The sequence below is a fragment of the Mycobacterium tilburgii genome (genome assembly GCF_902168065.1).
Lineage (GTDB): Bacteria > Actinomycetota > Actinomycetes > Mycobacteriales > Mycobacteriaceae > Mycobacterium > Mycobacterium tilburgii.
In genome coordinates, this window is record NZ_LR655705.1 from 1 (window position 1) to 17492 (window position 17492).

The following is a 17492-nucleotide window of genomic DNA, read 5'->3' on the forward strand; positions in this document are numbered from 1 at the left end:
GAGTTCTTCGGCACGCAGCACCGCCCGACGCCACGTTTGGTAGTCAGGTGTCCCGCCCTCCCACAGCTGCACCCCTATCCGTACGCTTCCTGCCCTTTCGCCGGCTACCTACGCTCAAACTGACCTTTCCTCCCACCCGAAAGCAATTCTTTTCCTACCTGTGCCGGCCAGTTATCTCGCATCCGGTCTCCAGAGCCGCCGGTATGGCTTTATCGGGAGGTGTGTCAGCATTTGGGGATGAGTGCACGCAGAGTTGTTCGAATCGTCGGCGCCGTGGCCGCGCTAATCGGGCCGCTGGCCGGCGCGCCGACGATCGCGCCCACCGCGGCAGCCGACCCCTGCTCCGACGTCGAGGTGGTGTTCGCCGCTCGTGGTACCCACCAAGACCCGGGCCTGGGCAACATCGGCCGGGCGTTCACGGACTCGCTGACCTCCAAGGTCGGTGGGAAGTCCGTCGGAGTGTACGCCGTCAACTATCCGGCTAACGACGACTACCGCAACAGCGCGCCCATCGGTGCCGACGACGCCAGCGGCCACATTCGGGGCATCGTCGCCGACTGCCCCAACACCAAGGTCGTGCTCGGCGGCTACTCCCAGGGCTCCACCGTGATCGATCTGGCCACTCAGGCGATGTCCGCCCCGGTCGCCCTGTTCGGTGAGCCCACCAACCAGTTCTCCAGCATGCTATGGGGCGGACAACTGTTACCGACGATCAACCCCCGATCTAGAGCAGCAAGACCATCAGCTTGTGCGCCCGACGATCCGATCTGTTCCGGCGGCGGGAACATTATGGCGCACGTGTCGTACATTCAGTCCGGCATGACGGATCAGGCCGCGTCGTATGCGGCCGACCGGCTGCGCTGAGCGTTGCTGCGGTCTCACCGATGAAATGTGTGTTGGTCGGCTACGGCAGCCGTGGGGATGTCGAGCCGTTGGCGGCCGCCGGCCGTGAGCTGATGCGCCGCGGCCACGACGTGCAGATGGCCGTCGCGCCGAACATGATGGCGTTCGTCGAATCCGCCGGTCTGCCCGCGGTCGCCTACGGTCGCGATTCGCGGGAACAGATGGATTTTGCCGCCGATTTCGTCGGGAAGGTCCACAACCCGGTCACCATGTGGTCGGAGATCACCCAGCATTTCAACCAGGTCAAGGCGGAGAAGACGGCTGTGCTGGCGCCGCTGGCGCGGGGAGCCGACCTGCTGGTGGCCGCCTTCAACGAGGAGGGCGTGGCGGCGAATGTCGCGGAGTACCACAATATTCCGCTCGGGGTACTGCACTATTTCCCGCCGCGGATCCTGGGATCCGGTGTCTACGGTCCGCAGGTGACCAAGGAGACCGACGACGCCCAGCGTCGCGCACTCGGCTTACCGGAGCTCATCGGGGACCGAGCGCGACCCACACTGGAAATCCAGGCCTATGACGAGCTCTGCCTGCCCGGAACGGCGGCCGACTGGCTGGATGCGAACGCCCCGCAACGATTCGTCGGTGCGCTCACGCTGGGACTGCCCGGTGCGGCCGACGACGACGTCGCGGCGTGGATCTCGTCCGGCACCCCGCCGATCTACTTCGGCTTCGGCAGCACACCGCTGGGTTCCCCCGCAGAGACCGTGGCGGTGGTCGGCGAGGCGTGCGCGCGGGTCGGCGAACGAGCGCTGATTTGCATGGGCCCCAACGATATTCCGGACGCAATGGATGACCACGTCAAGATCGTGGCCGAAGTGAACCACGCCGCGATCTTCCCGCTGTGCCGCGCCGCGGTCCATCACGGTGGCGCCGGCACGACGGCCGCGGGCCTGCGGGCCGAGATCCCCACGTTGGTGCTGTGGTTCTGGCTCGATCAACCGGTGTGGGCGTCCGGGATCACACAGCTCAAAGCCGGCCTCGGCCGGGCCTTCATGGAAAGCACGTTGGACTCCGTGGTAGCGGACCTGCGTGGCGTCCTGGCCCCGGAACGCACGGAGCGGGCGCGCGAGGTCGCCGCGATGATGACGAAATCCGACGAGAGCAGTGCGCGCACTGCCGATCTTCTCGAGGAGGCGGCGGTCTCGCGCGCCACCGACTAGGTGTGGATCACGTCGCCTTTGTTAGCGCGCGCAACGCCAACGTCTTTCGTGGCCGCGCCGCCCGGCGATTGATCCCGCGCCAACGCGACGGTGGACGACACCATCGTGACGACGGCGACCCGCAGACCCAGCGCTGCCGACCCTTGCACGGCGAGGTGCTCGCCCAGCACCACCACTCCCGAGCAGCCACACGGTTGGCGCACAACACTGGTGACCACCGGCGCGGCGGTGTCCCTTGCCGGGCGGGCACGTCTTGGCCATGCGTTGTCGAACGACGGACATGCTCGCGAGCATGACGCTGGGGCGGCTGGTCACCAGCGTGGACGGCCGGGCGCAGATCTTCCCCGTCAACTACGCCGTCCAGCGCCGAACGATCCTGTTTCGTACCGCCGAAGGCACCAAGTTGGTTAGCGCCGCGATCAACAACGAGGTGGTGTTCGAGGTCGATGATCACAACGTCGCAGCGGGGTGGAGTGTGATCGTGAGGGGCACCGCTCGTACGCTTGCGTAGCGACGAAGAGATCAAGGAAGCGGAGCGCGCTCAGGTGCTGCCGTGGACGACTTCGGAAGTCCCACTATGTCCGGATACTTCCTGACCTGGTGACGGGCCGCAGGTTCCAATTCGGTTCGGTGTCGTGACGATCAGCGATTGTTGCCGGGCGGGCGAGCCGATAGGCGTCGACCAGCCGAGCCAGATCAGTCGGAGTCACAATCCCGACAACCGCGCCGCCTTCCATGACCAGAACCCGGCTGGCCGGAGTCATCCGCTCCTGCAAGCCCGCAAACCGTCCGAGCGGAATAGCTTCAGGCACCTTGAAATCTCCACGGGCTGTTGGCTGCTTGACACGGAGGGCAGCGCAGTCAGTCGAAACTAGGGACTTAATGCCTTAACAGCTGGTGACTTTCAGCGAAGACCCGATCCGCCTTCCGACCTAGAACAACCCCGGCGCAGCACCCATCATGGGTAGATGCGTATGTCGCCGGATAGAGCCACGCGGCCAGCTGATGACGGCCACGACTTTCCGGCCGGCCTTGGCCGTCAGCTCAACAACGCGGTGCCGGCGCTGCTGGCGATCACCGCGGTTCTGGGCGACGATACGCAGGCCGTCATCATCGGCATCATCCTCCTGATCAGCGTCGGCCTTCGTTCTACAACGAATTTCGTGCGGAGCGGACCGCGGCCGCCCTGCACGACCGCATCCGTCACTGCGCGGTGGCCTGCCGCGGCGGCGAGTTCACACGCGTCGATGTCACCGAGCGTTCGTGGAAACGTAATCTGGCTGCAGCTCGGCGAATTGGTGCCGGCCGACGTCCGATTGATCGCGGTGAACGGGCTGGAATGCAACGAAAGCATTCTCACCGGCGAGTCGACCCCGTCGGAGAAGTCGGCTGAGCCCGCCGCTCCCGATGCGACGGTCACGGATGCATCGAGTGTGGCGTTCATGGGCACCGTCGTCAGCGCCGGCGAAGCGACCGGGGTCGTCTATGCAACCGGTACCGCAGCCGAATTCGGACGTATGCAGCTGGTTTGGGTGAACACCAACCGGTAACCGACTTTCAGCGGGGACTGCGGCGCTTCTCCTATCTGCTGCTGAAAGTGGCGCTCACACTCACCGCCGTCATCATCGTCACCAATCTGCTGCTGCGACGTCCGCTGATCGAATCGGCACTCTTCGGCCTGGCCATCGCCGTCGGTATCACCCCTCAGCTGCTGCCCGCTGTCGTCAGCACCAGACCCCAGCAAGGCGGCACCCGGTCAGGAGACATTGTCTGCCGCCGACGAACGGGCCTGACACTCGAAGGCTTCCTGATCTTCGCGGGCACCCCGAAAGCAAACGTGCGTGATTCGCTGACACGGCTCAAAGCGTTGGGCGTCGAGGTCAAGGTGGCGACGGGCGTCAATCCCAGGGTCGCCGAAAAGGTCTGCGAGGACATCGGATTGCCGTCAAAGGGCACCATCACTGGCGCCGAACTGCAGCGGCTGAACGACGAGGAACTCACCGCGACCGCACAACGCCACACGACCTTCGCCCGCATTTCACCGGAGAGAAGGCCCGCGTCATTTCCGCACTGCGGCACGCCCAGCGGTCGGTCGGATTTCTCGGCTACGGAGTCAACGACGCCCTGGCTCTACGTTCGGCTGACGTCGGCATCTCGGTCGACACCGCCACCGACGTTGCCCAAGGACGCAGCCGACGTGGTCCTGCTGCAGAAGGACCTCGGTATGTTGGCCGAAGGGCAGCGTATCTTCGCCAAGACTATAAAATACGTATTGATGGTCACCTCAAGCAATTTCGGAAAAATGTTCAGCGCGGCTGCGGCATCCGCCATTTTCTCGTTCCTACCGATGCTGCCGAGCCAGATCTTGCTCAACAACCTGCTCTACGACACCTCGCAGCTCGCGATTCCGACCGATCGGGTGGACGACGAGCAGTTGCACGCACCTGCGCATTGGGACGTCGCATTCATCCGGCGCTTCATACTGTCGTTCGGTCCGATCAATTCGTTCGACTTCCTCACTTTCGGACTGATGCTGGGGGTATTGCACGCGGGCCCGGTTGAATTCCGCACCGGCTGGTTGGTGGAATCTCTTGCCACCCGGACTCTGATCATTTTCGCGATTCGCACCCGGCGGGTGCCGTTCCTCCGCAGCAGACCCGGTGCCTTGCTCACCGCGGCCACCCTGTCGAACATCGTGCTTGGAGTAGCCCTGACCGTTTCACCGCTGGCCGCCGACCTCGGATTCCGGGCACTGCCCTGGCAATTCTTCGCTGCCCTCCTCAGTCTCACTGTTGCCTATCTGGTGCTGGTGGAAATCACCAAGCGATGGTTTTATGCCGATGCGCTGCACCTCACCCATCGACTGACCCGGACCCGGGGACGCTCCCACCGCATTCACCGCTTAGCGGCTCGCTTCAGCCGGCCCGCCGTGTCCGTTCGTCGATCCCGTTAGACGGGCCGGGAGAACCTCGGGGCTTTCGCCCCTACCGCGTGCAGCGTCAAGACGATCAGATAACCGCTATGGGCATTGCGCTGTCGACCCACTTGGCGACGGACTTCGAACGGGCGGTCAAATGCACCCAAGAAGCCCTCCAAAGACAGGGGTTTGGCGTGCTGACCGAGATCGACATCAAAGCAACGCTCAAGGCCAAGCTCGGTGTGGACATGTAAAACTACCTGATACTCGGTGCGTGCAACCCCGCGCTGGCACACTGCGCGGTCAACATCGATCGAGAAATCGGGTTGCTGCTGCCCTGCAACGTGTTGGTGCGCGCGGACCAGAACAAGCAGGGCACGACGATCGTCGAAGCGATGGATCCGACCCTTTTGGTCGAGGTCACCGGCGAACCAGGGCTGATTGCCATCGCCGATGAGGCCACCGCTAAGTTTGGGCGCCGCGATCGCCTCGCTGAAGGCTGATTGGGGTTGATACCCCTGCATCGTCAACGTCAGGAAATACGTCGAGCACGAGATGCATGGGGTAGCTAAGGATCACCTTCTCGCACAACGCCGTCTTCTCGCACAACGCCGTCAGTGCGGCATCATCCAGTGACAGATTCCTGCACACGACGCCGACGAAACCAGTCCGTCGGCGTCGATCTCATACCGGTGATAGAGCAGCCCGCGGTGCGCCTCGCTGACACTGTGTCCGACGCCACGTCAGGCCGGGGTGTCGACGAACGGGCGTGCTGGGCGCCGGTAATCGGTGATGATGCGCAACGCCTCTTCGATCGCGTAGACCACTTCGACAGCACGGACCACGATGCTACGGAAGGGGTTTCGGCATTCGGCCCCAGCCCCACGCTCGCAGCCGCCTATGCGGCGACCGGCGACAGCGCCGCCGAATTCAGCGAATACCGCACCAACGGCCCGGTCAGGTAACGGCCGCCGTCGAGGGTTGCGTGCAGCGCCGTGGAATAGGGCACCTGCGATTCGGTGACATGGCTAGTGAAATCGGCCACCGGAAAAGGCTGTCCCGCACTCCGTGCTGCCGTCTTCGATCGGATACCCCGCGTTGTCCCTGAGCGCCAAGAACTCATGCTCGAGGTCGAAGGCTGGGAAGTCGAATCCACTTACCCACTCGACGGTGGCCACGGCGTCGTCCAGCGCCCGGCGCAGCTGTTCGGCGATCGGTGCGAAGTCCGATCGTGTGGGGCACCGAATAGAACCCGCCCAGCCGCACGTTGATCGGGTGGATGAGGTATACGCAGTGTTTCCTGCACCGGGTCCAGGCACAGCGTGGCCGAGTCCGGGCTCCACGATCCGGCTAAGCACTCGATAAGGCGTCGGCGCGGCGGCCGGCCGCGATGTCACTCATCGACGACCTTGCCGGCCATCTTGTTCATCTCCGCGGTGATATCGATCCCGGTGGGACACCCACGCGATGCAGCGACCGCAGCCGGACGTGCAGAACTGGTCGTGCCAGGTACCCAATTTGTGCGCCAGCCAGTGCCGGTAGCGCGAGGCGCCGGACCGGCGAACACTGCCCCCGCCATGGATGAACGTGAAGTCGAATTCGAAACACGACGCCCAGTGCCGCCAGCGTTCGGCATGCTCGCCGGTGAGGTCGCTGACGTCCTCGGTGCTGGTGCAAAAGCACGTCGGACACACCATCGTGCAATTTGCCGCAAGTCAGGCAGCGGGCGGCCACCTCATCCCACTAGGGAGACTCGCGGGATTGGATCAACAGGTTCCTCAGATCGGTGTCGCGCATCTGTCGTCCGATCCGATGCGATGCGATCGACAGCACCTCGCGCGCAATCGATTTCGTCCCGACCGGCTGGTCGGTGTGGCAGCTGCGCGAGCACGTCGGCGCCCTCCGAGCTACCGACGTCGACAAGATACGACACCGTGGCGTCGTCGACTCGCTCGGTGAGTGCAAGATCGTAACCGGGTCCCACGGCGGGACCGGTTCCCATCGACGCGTAGAAACACAGTCCGCCGGGTTCGGTGCATTTCACCGCGATCACGAAGATCTGCCGTCGCCGCCCGACGAAGAGCCGTCGGGATATTCCGCGCGCCGAGAACGCCTTCGAGGGTATCGATGGGGGCGAGGTCACATCCTCGTACCCCGAGGAAATGCATATCGGGGAATCTCAGTTTCGGATTAGGCATCGCTGTCACAATCGCGAGTGCCGGCCCACAGTCGTTGCCACGGCGGGTACAGAAATTGTTTCCAGGACTGGGGACCCGCCGAATGCCCGAATGCCGTGCCGTCATCGCGGTGGCGCACCCGATAGTGCCCCGGGCCCACGTCGACACCCCAACCCCAGGGCAGGTCGTTCGCCGAGTCCAGTTCAACCAGGACGATCGCGTCGTCGCGAAGCACCGGGCCGACGACACGGTAGCTCCGGCCCTTCAGCACCTCGATGAGGCGCCTGATGTTGACCGCATCAAAGACGGCGACCTGGGCATTCTAGCCTGCCATCGACATATCATCCGTCCCGTCAGGGGCACAACGCATAGGAGCATTCGTCGTCAAGCGGAAGTTCGGCCCGCCGTCTTCCTGGAGGCACCTGAGCTCACGGTCCCATTCGGCGCTGCGGGATCGATCGAGCCACGAGCGGGTGTTCATCACGAGCGCGAGCACTGCCACCCCGACCACCAGCAAGATGGCCAGCGCGGCGGCAAACGCGTCCACCCCCGCTTGCCACGTCGGGGTGGGCGGCGGTACCAGATCGCCGTCCTGATCGATCCAGATGCTCGTCTGATCACCAACCTTGGGCACATGGGCGAGTTCCAACGCACTGCTGCGCTCGCCGTCCGCGATCGGCCACGTCACTTGCGCGACAGGGATACCCGACTCATCCGTCGCGGCTTGGGTCACCGTTGCCTGCGCCGCGTGCCGCTGCTACACCTGTTGGGTGTACACCCGCTCCCGCGCACTGTAGGTCATCCCGGCCGCTACCGGCGAGCGGAATTGCCAACAGGGACAAGGCCATTGCGAACACCGTGACCAGGGCCTCGATGCGGTCGGTGCACCGAAGCAGCGCGTTGCGCCCGAATATGCGGGCGAGTTTCCAGGAGTGTGGATCCACCGTGAACGTCTCCATCGGAAATCCTTCGTGCGCAAGGTGTCTAAATATCAGACTACGTCGCGGTCCGCCATCCATTCGACGAATTCGCCGAGTTCGCGCCGCGGCGTCGACGGCAACGGGTCGGCGTTGATCGGCGCCCAACCCACGCGCAGCAGCATTTGCGGATAGCTGGTATCCCCGAAGATCTCCGACCGCACGGCCGCGCTCGTTTCGGCGATCTCCAGCGGTTCGGTGACGGGGCAACTGGCCAAACCCATCGACGTCGCGGTGAGGAGAACCGCGCTGGTGGCCTCGCCGGCGCATAACCGGGCAAGCGGGTCGTCTGTGCGCGTGCCGAACGCCAGGACCACGGCGTTGTCTTCCGTGGCTGATGAACCGGGTGGCTCGGCAAGCACGGGACCGGCAAAGAACCGACCCGGGATCTTGGCGTGACGGTCCGATTTCGGTGTATTGCGGGCCGGAACTCCCGCGGTTGACGCGTAGCGGCCACTCCAGGCGGTCAGTTCGAGGAGGTAGTCGCGGTTCATGTGGTCCCAGACGGATTGCACCACGATCTTGTGCAGCTTCTCGGTATCTTCTACTTCGCACAGCGTCACGCCATGACGCGCCGCACGCGCCGCCATCAGCGCGATGTCACTGACGGGCACCGGCCAGGAACTGTAGTGCCGGCGGTCGGTTCGCCGGCGGGGTATCGCGGCCGCGAGTGCGATGTCTGCGGCGTCGGCCTTGTGCTGGGAAAGTTCGATCGCGGCAAGGTGATTCGGGTCCGCAGAATTGGGCAGCCGGGATACTTTGGCGTGCCACCCGACCGCCGCGAAGGCGATGACGCAGTGATTGAGCGCCGCACCACAGCTCAACATCAAGTCCCGTCCGTCCGGATCGGTCATCGGGAGCTGGCGATCCGCGTCGGAATACAGATGCACGCTCTGCTCCCCCACCACCCAGCGCCAGGGTTGGGTGTTATGGACAGAGGGCGCCCGCGATGTCAGAGCCAGGACCGTGCGGATGGTGCCCGCATCAGGAAATCGCGTGTTCATGGCCATTCGTCCCCTCCTAAGTGCTGAGGCCGACGATGCCGGATACCCCGCACTCGCACGAGGGAATGACGGCCTCGATCGAAGGGACTTTGGGCCACATCTGGGTGTACCAGCGAGGTAGGCACACAACACTCCCCTGAGCGGGTCGTAAGGACCTTTCGTCACCTGGTCGGCGAGGGGATCCAAGGTCCTGGCAGATCACCCTGTCGGACAGTGCTTTTCGTGACGAGCGTGCCCGTCCTGTGCTAGCACGAAGTAGTCTCTTCTTGCACAAAGTGCAGCCGCAGAAGTGCGTAGAGGCCGTAGAGGCACGCCAGCAAGTCGTCGACTTGATTTGGCTGAATCGTCCCTTCCGATCGGGCCAGGGCCAAGCGTGTCGCGATGCGGTCCGAAAGCCTCCGGATCTCGGCATGCATCCGGCTCATTGCCGCGGTGGCTTCGCCACCCAAAGGGCGTGCCAGAGCGGGGTAGAGCTGGGTTTCCTCGGGCATCTCGTGGGGCAGAATCCGATCGGCGAGTACGGCGTGCGCTGCTGAAAGATTGCAACGCGACGTCACCCGGCCTGGCGACAAGCCGATCCGCAGTGTCGCGCAAGAGCCCAATTGCATCGCGAAGTTCGTCATGTTCGACGGAAAAGCGTTGCAGCATCTCTTCGGTTCCCAGTGCCAACGGCACCTCCGCGGGCCGGGTCGCCGCGCAGTGCCCGCAGCGCGTTGAGGATCACCGCGACATCAATGCCTTCTTGCAGCAGCGCCCCTGCGGCAACCAGCTGAGGGCGGCGATTCCCATCGCGATCACCGATAAAGTCATGCCGACGACCGCGCTCTGCACTGCGATGTGCCGAGACCAGCGGGCAATGTTCATCGCGTCGGCGAGTCGATCGATCCGATCGGTGGTCAACACCACGTCGGCGGCCTCGGAGGAAGCAGTGGCGCCCCGGGCGCCCATGGCAACACCGACCCGTTGCTGCCGCTAGCGCGGGAGCGTCATTGATTCCGTTACCGATCATCACCGTCGGCGCCCGCTCACTTTCGGCATGCACCGCAGCGTATTTCTCGGCCGGTGTCTGCTCAGCGCGAACATCGTCCAATCCCAGAACGGAAGCAATTTCACGGGTGGGCTCAAGTCGGTCTCCGGTGAGCATGATCAACCGATCCAAACCGGCGTCACGCAGCCGCCGCACAGTACGCGGTGCCTCTCCTGCGCCATGTTGGACAGCACGCTACGGAAGAACGGCCAGCGCTGATAGAGGGCGTGCAGGATTTCGACGCGCTCGTCCTCGCTTTCGGGCCTCGCCCCGATCCACCGCTGGAACGCCGATCCGGTGCCGTACCAGCAGGGCAGCATGACGCTCGACTGACTCCACGCCATCGCCCCACGGGATGACACGCAGATCGGAGATCGACTACGTGGGCTTGCGCGAGGTCGGGCGGCTACCGATGTTCAGCGCCCCGATCTCGCTGACCGGCGTGGAGGCCTTGAAGTAGTCGACGAAAACCGGTGTGTCGTGCACCAATTCGTAGTAGGCCTGGCGCGCCAAAACTGCGATCTCGTCGAGCACGGCGTAAGCGGGCTCGGGATCGCCACCGAGCCCCTCGACGTCCAACAGCTGTCGACTACAGCGTCGCCGCCACCAGGCTCTCCGGGTTTCGTTGCGTCACTTGCGGTTCGGCGTACTTTACCGCGACCACCTCGCCCTGCTCGGTGAGGCGCAGCGACGCGTTCACCGCCCCCGGCAGCTGCGCGAGGATGGCCTGGTAGCTCGGACCGCCGCCGCGGCCGTGGAAGAGCCGCAACCGGATTCCGGTCTTGCGGGCCACGTCAACCAGCGCCAGTTCGGCACGGTACACCGCCCAGTTCGCGGTCAGGTAACCGCCGTCCTTGTTGGAATCAGAATACCCGAGCATCACCTCCTGGCTGTCACCGCAAGCGGCCACGACCGCGGTGACAGCGCCAGCTCCAGCACGGCTTGCAGGATCGCCGCGCCGTTGTGCAGATCGTCGATCGTCTCGAACAGCGGTGAAATGCCTACCGGATCACCCGCACGGCCCCGCCGGTACGGCTCGTCGGCCCGGGGCCGCGTCCGGGCAGCTCTGCTCCAGCGCGGTGAGCTCGGGGCTCACGGCGACCAGCCGCGCAAACATGGAGAGCTCCTGTTCGAGATCGGTGAGCTCGGACAGGTGATGCGCCAGCGCGGTGTACGCGGCGCTCGCGGTGGCCCTTCGTACCACCGCAGCGGTCACGTTGGGGTTCCCGTCACGGTCGCCGCCGATCCAGGAACCCGGTTGCAGGATGGGGTCGGACAGCAGGTCGGCCTCGGGGTCACCCGGTTCAGCGCAGTCTGCCACAGGGCGGCGCAGCTCGCGTTCGATGCTGCGGCCGTCGGCGGTCTCCCGGTGCCCCTGTGCGTGCAGGCGCATCAACTGATGATGCGGTGCTGGGCGACGAAGACAGTGCGCCGACGGATCTCGGTGGGGTGCGCGGTGATCACCGGCGAAACCAGGGCGCCGCGCAGCGCCTCGGCCACGGTGGCTGAATCCAGTTGCGCGGAGTCCAATTTCGCGTAGGTGGCAGCCAGGCTGCTGTCGTATGGCGGTTCACCGGCGTCGATGTGAATCGTGCGCCGGTGCGCCGGGTGGATATCTTCGGCGAACCCGCACCCGGAACGATTCCACCCGGGCGCGTTCGACGAGATCGAAGACGACGTCGCCGTTCTGTTCGCGCACGATGTCGCCGAGAATACTGCCGAGCATCCGGATGTCGGCGTGCATCGGTTCGGTCGCCTCGCGGCCTACCTGGGTACGCCGCGCCGGCGCCGAGATCGGCGCCGGCGCGGCGTCGGACACCCAGCCCGGAAAGGAGCTCGGAAACCTCAACCATGCGTCCCAGCATCGGTGAGGATAGACCAGGCGCCCGCCGAGTGATCAGCGATACTTGATCATCAGCGCGATGCCGATGATACAGACCAGCCAGATCCCGGTGATGAACACCGTCAACCGGTCCAGGTTCTTCTCCACCACCGTCGAGCCCGACAGGCTCGACTGCACGCCACCACCGAACAGCGTGGACAGACCACCGCCCTTGGCGCGGTGCAGCAGCACCAGCAGGACCACCAGGATACTGGTGACCACCAGGGTGATTTGCAGGGCCAATTGCATGCACCCACCCTACCTAATGCGGTTGCCGGCGCCGAAACCGACGCACGCGGCGGTTACGGCAAGGGGCCGCCCGCGGCGATGGCGGCCAGGGTCGCGAATTGCTCGCCGTCCAGCGACGCTCCCCCGACCAGACCGCCGTCGACGTCGTCCTGCGCGACGATCTCGCCGACGTTCTTGGCGTTGACCGAACCGCCGTAGAGCACCCGCACGGTGTCGGCGACCTGCCGCGACGCCAGCTCGGCCAGCTGGCCGCGGATGGCCTTGCACACCTCTTGCACGTCGGCTGCGCTGGCCACCCGCCCGGTCCCGATGGCCCACACAGGCTCATAGGCGATGACGGTCTTGGCGATCTGCTCGGCCGACAACCCGGCCAGCGACTCACGCACCTGCCGCTCGCAGTGGCTGACGTGCTGGCCGGCCTCGCGAATGTCGAGGTGTTCGCCGACACACACGATCGGCGTCAGCTCGTACTTCAGTGCTGTGGCCGCCTTGGCGGCCACCAGGGCGTCGTCCTCGTGATGGTAGGTACGCCGCTCCGAGTGGCCGACGACGACGAAGCTGCAACCCAGCTTGGCCAGGAAGGCGCCGCTGATGTCGCCAGTGTACGCGCCCCAATCGTGCGGCGACAAGTCCTGGGCGCCGTAGGTCAGCCGCAATTTGTCGCCGTCGACCAGCGTCTGGACGCTGCGCAGGTCGGTGAACGGCGGCAGCACCGTGACATCGACCTTGTCGTAGTACTTGTCCGGTAACGCGAAGGCGGTCTTCTGCACCAGCGCGATGGCCTCGAAATGGTTGAGGTTCATCTTCCAGTTGCCGGCGATCAGTGGCTTGCGGCTCATGCGGCTCCCCCACTTGGCTGAGGCCGGTTCAGCACCTCGATGCCGGGTAGTGTCTTGCCCTCCAGGTATTCCAGCGACACACCACCGCCGGTGGAGATGTGCGAGAAGTCATCCTCAGGGATGCCCAGCGCGCGGACGGCGGCAGCGGAATCACCACCGCCCACGACACTGAACGCGCCCTTGCCGGTCGCCGCGACGATCGCCTCCGCGACCCCCCTAGTGCCTGCCGCGAAGGCCGGGAATTCGAAGACGCCCATCGGACCGTTCCAGAACACCGTCTCGGCGTTGGACAGCAACAGGGCGAACCATTTCACCGACTCCGGCCCGATGTCCAGGCCCATCGTGTCGTCCGGTATGGAGACGGCGGCCACGGTCTGCGGCACCGAATCGGCGGCGAACTTCTCCCCGACCACGATGTCCATCGGCAGCCGCAGCACGTCGACGTAGGTGTCCAGCAGCCGGCGGCAGGTGTCCACCATTTCCTCTTCCAACAGTGATTTTCCGACCGAAAATCCTTGTGCGGCAAGGAAAGTGAAGCACATGCCGCCGCCGATGACGATACTGTCGGCCTTGGTGGCCAGTGACTCGATGACGCCGAGTTTGTCGGACACCTTCGAGCCGCCGAGGACCACCGCGTAGGGCCGGGCGGTCGAGCTGGTCAACTGCTCGAGCACCCGGATCTCGTCGGCCACCAGCGTGCCCGCGTAGTGCGGCAGCAGCGTGGCGATGTCGTACACCGAGGCCTGCTTGCGGTGCACCACCCCGAACCCGTCGGAGACGAAAGCTCCTCCTGGCGAAACCAATTCGGCGAGCTGGCGGGTCAGTGCCAGCCGCTCGCCGTCGTTCTTGCTGGTCTCGCGCGGGTCGAACCGGATGTTCTCCAGCAGCAGGATGTCGCCGTCGGTCAGCCCCTCGGCGCGGGCCAGCGCATCGGTCCCAACGACATCACCGGCCAGCTGCACGTGCCGGCCCAACTGCTCCCCCAGAGCCGCGGCGACCGGCGCCAACGACAGCTTCGGGTCGGGCCCGTTCTTGGGGCGACCCAGGTGCGCGGTCACCACCACCTTGGCGCCGCCGTCCAGCAGCGCCCGAAGCGTCGGAACCGACGCCGTAATCCGGCCTGGGTCCGTGATCGCGCTCGCGTCGTCGAGTGGAACATTCAGATCGGATCGCACCAACACCGGTCGACCCGAAACACCTTCGGACAGAAGGTCTTCGAGGTTCGGAACGCCCACGATTAGAGAGACTTGCCAACCAACGCGACCAGGTCAACGAGGCGGTTGGAGTAACCCCACTCGTTGTCGTACCAGGAGACCACCTTGGCCTGGTTGTCGATCACCTTGGTCAAGTCGGAGTCGAAAATCGAGCTGTGCGGGTCGGTGACGATGTCACTGGAGACTATCGGCGCGTCATAGTACTTCAGAATGCCTTTGAGCCGGCCCTCGGCGGCGGCCTTGAACGCCGCGTTGATGTCCTCGGAGCTGGCAGATTTGGACAGTTCGGCGGTGAGATCGGTGACCGAACCGGTGGGGATCGGCACCCGCAGCGCGTACCCGTCGAGCTTGCCCTTCAGTTCCGGCAGCACCAGGCCGATGGCCTTGGCCGCGCCGGTGGAGGTGGGCACGATGTTCAGCGCGGCGGCCCGGGCGCGGCGCAGGTCCTTATGCGGGCCGTCCTGCAGGTTCTGGTCCTGGGTGTAGGCGTGGATGGTGGTCATCAGACCCTTGACGATGCCGAACTCGTCGTTGAGGACCTTCGCCAGCGGCCCGAGGCAGTTCGTCGTGCACGAGGCGTTGGAAATGATGTTCTGGCTGCCGTCGTACTTCTCGTCGTTGACGCCGAGCACGATGGTGATGTCCTCGTCGGTCGCGGGCGCCGAGATCACCACCTTCTTGGCGCCGGCGTCCAGGTGGCCCTTGGCCTTGGCGGCGTTGGTGAAAATGCCGGTGGACTCGACGACGACGTCGACGCCCAGGTCGCCCCACGGCAGCGCAGCCGGACCCTCGCGAACCGCGAGCGCCTTGATCTTGGCCGGGCCCACGACGATGGTGTCCTCGCCCTCGAGGCTCACATCGTGGGGCAGCCGGCCCAGGATGGAGTCGAATTTCAGCAGGTGTGCCAGCGTGCTGTTGTCTGTGATGTCGTTGACCGCGATCACCTCGGCACCACCCTGCTCCTGCTGAGCCAGCAACGCACGGTAGAAGTTCCGTCCGATTCGACCGAAGCCGTTTATGCCTACTCGGACCGTCACTTGTGTCTCCCTCGCCTTCGCTTCTCCTGGTAAAACCTTTGGCCCTCAGCCTAGAACAGCGCTGACAACGGCAGTGGGGCCGGTAGAAGTCCCGGACCTTTGCGGACGACATGTCCGTACACTGCCCAGTTCACCGGTGCGGGGCAGCGACGGTACGGCGAGTGCCGGTAACGACAACGGCACCGGCCCGACGCGAACGGGTGTTGACGCGACGAGTGACGCGGCTCTAGCGAGCAAGTACCCGCGGTCCCCGCGGAGCCGCCGGGGCGGCGTCCAGGGCCAGCCGGATGGGGAATCGCCGGTGCAGGTTCTCGATCAGGGTGTCGAGGGTTTCGCGTTCCTGCTCTTCGATCCGGGCCGTGTGACGGAAGATGGATGCCGTCTTCTCGTCATTCTTGGCCTCGGCTAGAGCGATCGCCTTGTAGTAGCCGTCGATCCGTTGTTTGATCAGCAGACGGTTCTGGATGAGTAGCCGGAGAAAGTAGTCGGCCTGCCGTTGATCCGCGGTGTCCGCGGCGGGACGATCCAGTGCACTGGGCGGCCGGTTCGCGGTCAACCGTGCGGGCGCGGGTCCCGTCGGACGAACGTGCCCCATGGGGGGACGGACCACGGAGCTCGGCGGCGGAAACCCGCGGCGGTCCCGGGCACCACTCGGCATGTGCGTTGCAACCGGACGTGTATCCCGTTCGTCGGACAAACTAGCGAAGTCCATTGAGTCTCTCTCGGCCGACGGTTCTGGAGTAAGCGGAGTAACGATAACTCCCCTAAAGTGGCCAACGCCATACGCTTCGGCGAGTTGCGTATGTCGCATATTCTCACACTGCATACACTTTGGCACCATCTCCGCTACGTTATTCTCAGGTCAGCCGCTGAGAGTTTTTATCTATCGATACCGAGGTGTCCGGATGTCGCGCCACGAATATTTTACGGCTGCGGCACGCACGGCAGCGCGCAGCAATTCCGTTGCACGCTAACGAGGTTAGAACCTGAGATGTCGTCGGATATCCGAATGTGCAACTCGGTTAACCATTTTCTACAAAATTCTGGCCAGGAACATCGGTGAAGACGTGTCAGATTCGCCGTGCGGTGTAACGGTTTTCGGCCGGGCGCTGTCGGCGGGGTGAGACTGCGCGGGCTTCGCTACGGTCGCCGGCCCCGGTCGCGGGTGCGCCCCGGCGCGGCGGAGGCGGCGATGTTGCCTGATGACTTCGGACTGGGAGGCCCTAGCTACCATCTAGGGACCCGCCAGCTGCAAGACACAGCCACAAGGGGGCGCCGGTGAGCGATACCGAGGGTGACGATCCCGAGGGCGGCCAGTTCGACCCGGCGCTGACCCAGCGACTGATGGGTGTGCTGCGCCCCATCCTGAAGAGGTACTTCCGCTCCGAGGTGCACGGGCTGGAAGCCTTCCCATCCGGCGGCGCGCTGGTGGTCGGCAATCACTCCGGCGGCATGTTCCCGATGGACGTCCCGATCTTCAGCGTCGACTTCGTCGACTTCTACGAAAGGTTCGGCTACCAGCGCCGGTCTACACACTCAGCCACGACATCTTGTTCCTCGGCGTGACGGGTAGGCTGTTCCGCCGGACCGGCTACATCCGCGCGACCCGGGGGACAACGCGGCCAAGGCGTTGCGGTCCGGCGGCGTGTCGTGGTGTTTCCAAGCGGTGACTACGCGACGCCTACCACCCCACGCTCGCCGAGAACGTGATAGACTTCAACGGCCGCAAGGGATATGTGAGCACGGCGATCGAAGCCGGGGGTGCCGATCGTTCCGGGGGTGTCCATCAGGGGGCAGGAAACCCCAGCTCTATCTGACCCGCAGGCATGGCTGGCCGAACGACTGGGCATCAAGCGCCTGCTGCGCAGCGCCATTCTGCCGCTCTCGTTCGGCTTCCCCTTCGGGTTCAGCGCCCGATCCCGCCCAACCTGCCGTTACCTACCAAGATCGTCACGCAGGTGCTCGAGCCGATCCATCTCACTGAGCGGTTCGGTGCCAACCCGGACATCGATGAGGTCGACGAGTACGTGCGCTCGGATGCAAGAGGCCCTGACCGCGCTGGCCGCCAAGCGCCGATTCCCGATCTGGGGCTAATCGATGGCCTCT

13 protein-coding genes and 7 pseudogenes are annotated in these 17492 nt (G+C 64.8%); 6 read left to right on the plus strand and 14 right to left on the minus strand.

Going from position 1 to position 17492, the window contains the following annotated elements; genetic code table 11:
• Positions 1 to 237 precede the first annotated feature (237 nt).
• Together FQ389_RS08580 and FQ389_RS08585 are read left to right on the plus strand one after the other, a co-directional pair.
• Positions 238 to 864, plus strand: coding sequence for a cutinase family protein (locus FQ389_RS08580; protein WP_144206823.1), 627 nt, complete (start codon positions 238 to 240; stop codon positions 862 to 864).
• Positions 865 to 884: 20 nt separating this feature from the next.
• On the plus strand, positions 885 to 2063 hold the full coding sequence (locus FQ389_RS08585) for a glycosyltransferase (RefSeq protein ID WP_144206825.1): 1179 nt from the start codon (positions 885 to 887) through the stop codon (positions 2061 to 2063).
• On the opposite strand, the gene FQ389_RS08590 is transcribed toward FQ389_RS08585, so the two are convergent.
• Positions 2060 to 2281 carry a hypothetical protein gene (locus FQ389_RS08590; protein WP_144206827.1) on the minus strand — a complete coding sequence of 74 codons (222 nt, stop codon included), beginning with the start codon at positions 2279 to 2281 and terminating at the stop codon, positions 2060 to 2062. The two genes, FQ389_RS08585 and FQ389_RS08590, sit on opposite strands and share 4 nt — an antisense overlap.
• Before the next feature lie 41 nt (positions 2282 to 2322).
• On the opposite strand from FQ389_RS08590, the pseudogene FQ389_RS08595 reads away from it, so the two are divergent.
• From FQ389_RS08595 to FQ389_RS08610, 3 pseudogenes are all read left to right on the plus strand, one after another.
• Positions 2323 to 2702 (plus strand): annotated as a pseudogene (locus FQ389_RS08595) (pyridoxamine 5'-phosphate oxidase family protein).
• Between the two features lie 662 nt (positions 2703 to 3364).
• Positions 3365 to 5016, plus strand: a pseudogene (locus FQ389_RS08605) (HAD-IC family P-type ATPase); the annotation flags it as partial.
• Between the two features lie 68 nt (positions 5017 to 5084).
• Positions 5085 to 5493, plus strand: a pseudogene (locus tag FQ389_RS08610) (DUF302 domain-containing protein).
• Between the two features lie 5 nt (positions 5494 to 5498).
• Here the strand turns inward: FQ389_RS08610 and FQ389_RS08615 are convergent.
• From FQ389_RS08615 to FQ389_RS08665, 13 genes and pseudogenes are all read right to left on the minus strand, one after another.
• A pseudogene (locus FQ389_RS08615) lies at positions 5499 to 6261 on the minus strand (Ni/Fe hydrogenase subunit alpha); the annotation flags it as partial.
• Positions 6262 to 6377: 116 nt separating this feature from the next.
• Positions 6378 to 6677, minus strand: coding sequence for a 4Fe-4S dicluster domain-containing protein (locus FQ389_RS22305; protein ID WP_407662812.1), 300 nt, complete (start codon positions 6675 to 6677; stop codon positions 6378 to 6380).
• 493 nt (positions 6678 to 7170) lie between these two features.
• Positions 7171 to 7428: a hypothetical protein gene (locus tag FQ389_RS22310; RefSeq protein ID WP_407662813.1), complete on the minus strand. Its 258-nt coding sequence runs from the start codon at positions 7426 to 7428 to the stop codon at positions 7171 to 7173.
• 51 nt (positions 7429 to 7479) lie between these two features.
• On the minus strand, positions 7480 to 7890 hold the full coding sequence (locus tag FQ389_RS08625; RefSeq protein ID WP_144206831.1) for a hypothetical protein: 411 nt from the start codon (positions 7888 to 7890) through the stop codon (positions 7480 to 7482).
• 258 nt (positions 7891 to 8148) lie between these two features.
• Positions 8149 to 9138, minus strand: coding sequence for an Acg family FMN-binding oxidoreductase (locus FQ389_RS08630; RefSeq protein WP_144206887.1), 990 nt, complete (start codon positions 9136 to 9138; stop codon positions 8149 to 8151).
• A gap of 245 nt (positions 9139 to 9383) precedes the next feature.
• Positions 9384 to 10336: pseudogene (locus FQ389_RS08635) on the minus strand (heavy metal translocating P-type ATPase); the annotation flags it as partial.
• Positions 10337 to 10338: 2 nt separating this feature from the next.
• Positions 10339 to 11833: pseudogene (locus FQ389_RS08640) on the minus strand (phosphoenolpyruvate carboxylase); the annotation flags it as partial.
• On the minus strand, positions 11736 to 12014 hold the full coding sequence (locus tag FQ389_RS22315; protein ID WP_407662814.1) for a hypothetical protein: 279 nt from the start codon (positions 12012 to 12014) through the stop codon (positions 11736 to 11738). The gene FQ389_RS22315 and the pseudogene FQ389_RS08640, both read right to left, overlap by 98 nt.
• Before the next feature lie 48 nt (positions 12015 to 12062).
• Complete coding sequence (gene secG, locus FQ389_RS08645; RefSeq protein ID WP_069401223.1) at positions 12063 to 12296, minus strand: preprotein translocase subunit SecG; 234 nt, start codon at positions 12294 to 12296, stop codon at positions 12063 to 12065.
• A gap of 53 nt (positions 12297 to 12349) precedes the next feature.
• Positions 12350 to 13135, minus strand: coding sequence for a triose-phosphate isomerase (gene tpiA, locus FQ389_RS08650; RefSeq protein WP_144206833.1), 786 nt, complete (start codon positions 13133 to 13135; stop codon positions 12350 to 12352).
• Positions 13132 to 14370: a phosphoglycerate kinase gene (locus tag FQ389_RS08655; RefSeq protein ID WP_144206835.1), complete on the minus strand. Its 1239-nt coding sequence runs from the start codon at positions 14368 to 14370 to the stop codon at positions 13132 to 13134. The genes tpiA and FQ389_RS08655 overlap by 4 nt, the downstream gene beginning before the upstream one ends.
• 2 nt (positions 14371 to 14372) lie before the next feature.
• The gene (gene gap, locus FQ389_RS08660; protein WP_144206838.1) at positions 14373 to 15386 is read right to left on the minus strand and encodes a type I glyceraldehyde-3-phosphate dehydrogenase; all 1014 of its coding nucleotides are present in this window, start codon (positions 15384 to 15386) and stop codon (positions 14373 to 14375) included.
• A 226-nt stretch (positions 15387 to 15612) separates the two neighbouring features.
• Positions 15613 to 15942, minus strand: a complete 330-nt coding sequence (locus FQ389_RS08665; RefSeq protein ID WP_144206840.1) for a hypothetical protein — start codon at positions 15940 to 15942, stop codon at positions 15613 to 15615.
• A 788-nt stretch (positions 15943 to 16730) separates the two neighbouring features.
• On the opposite strand from FQ389_RS08665, the pseudogene FQ389_RS08670 reads away from it, so the two are divergent.
• A pseudogene (locus FQ389_RS08670) lies at positions 16731 to 17480 on the plus strand (lysophospholipid acyltransferase family protein).
• Positions 17481 to 17492: the final 12 nt, after the last annotated feature.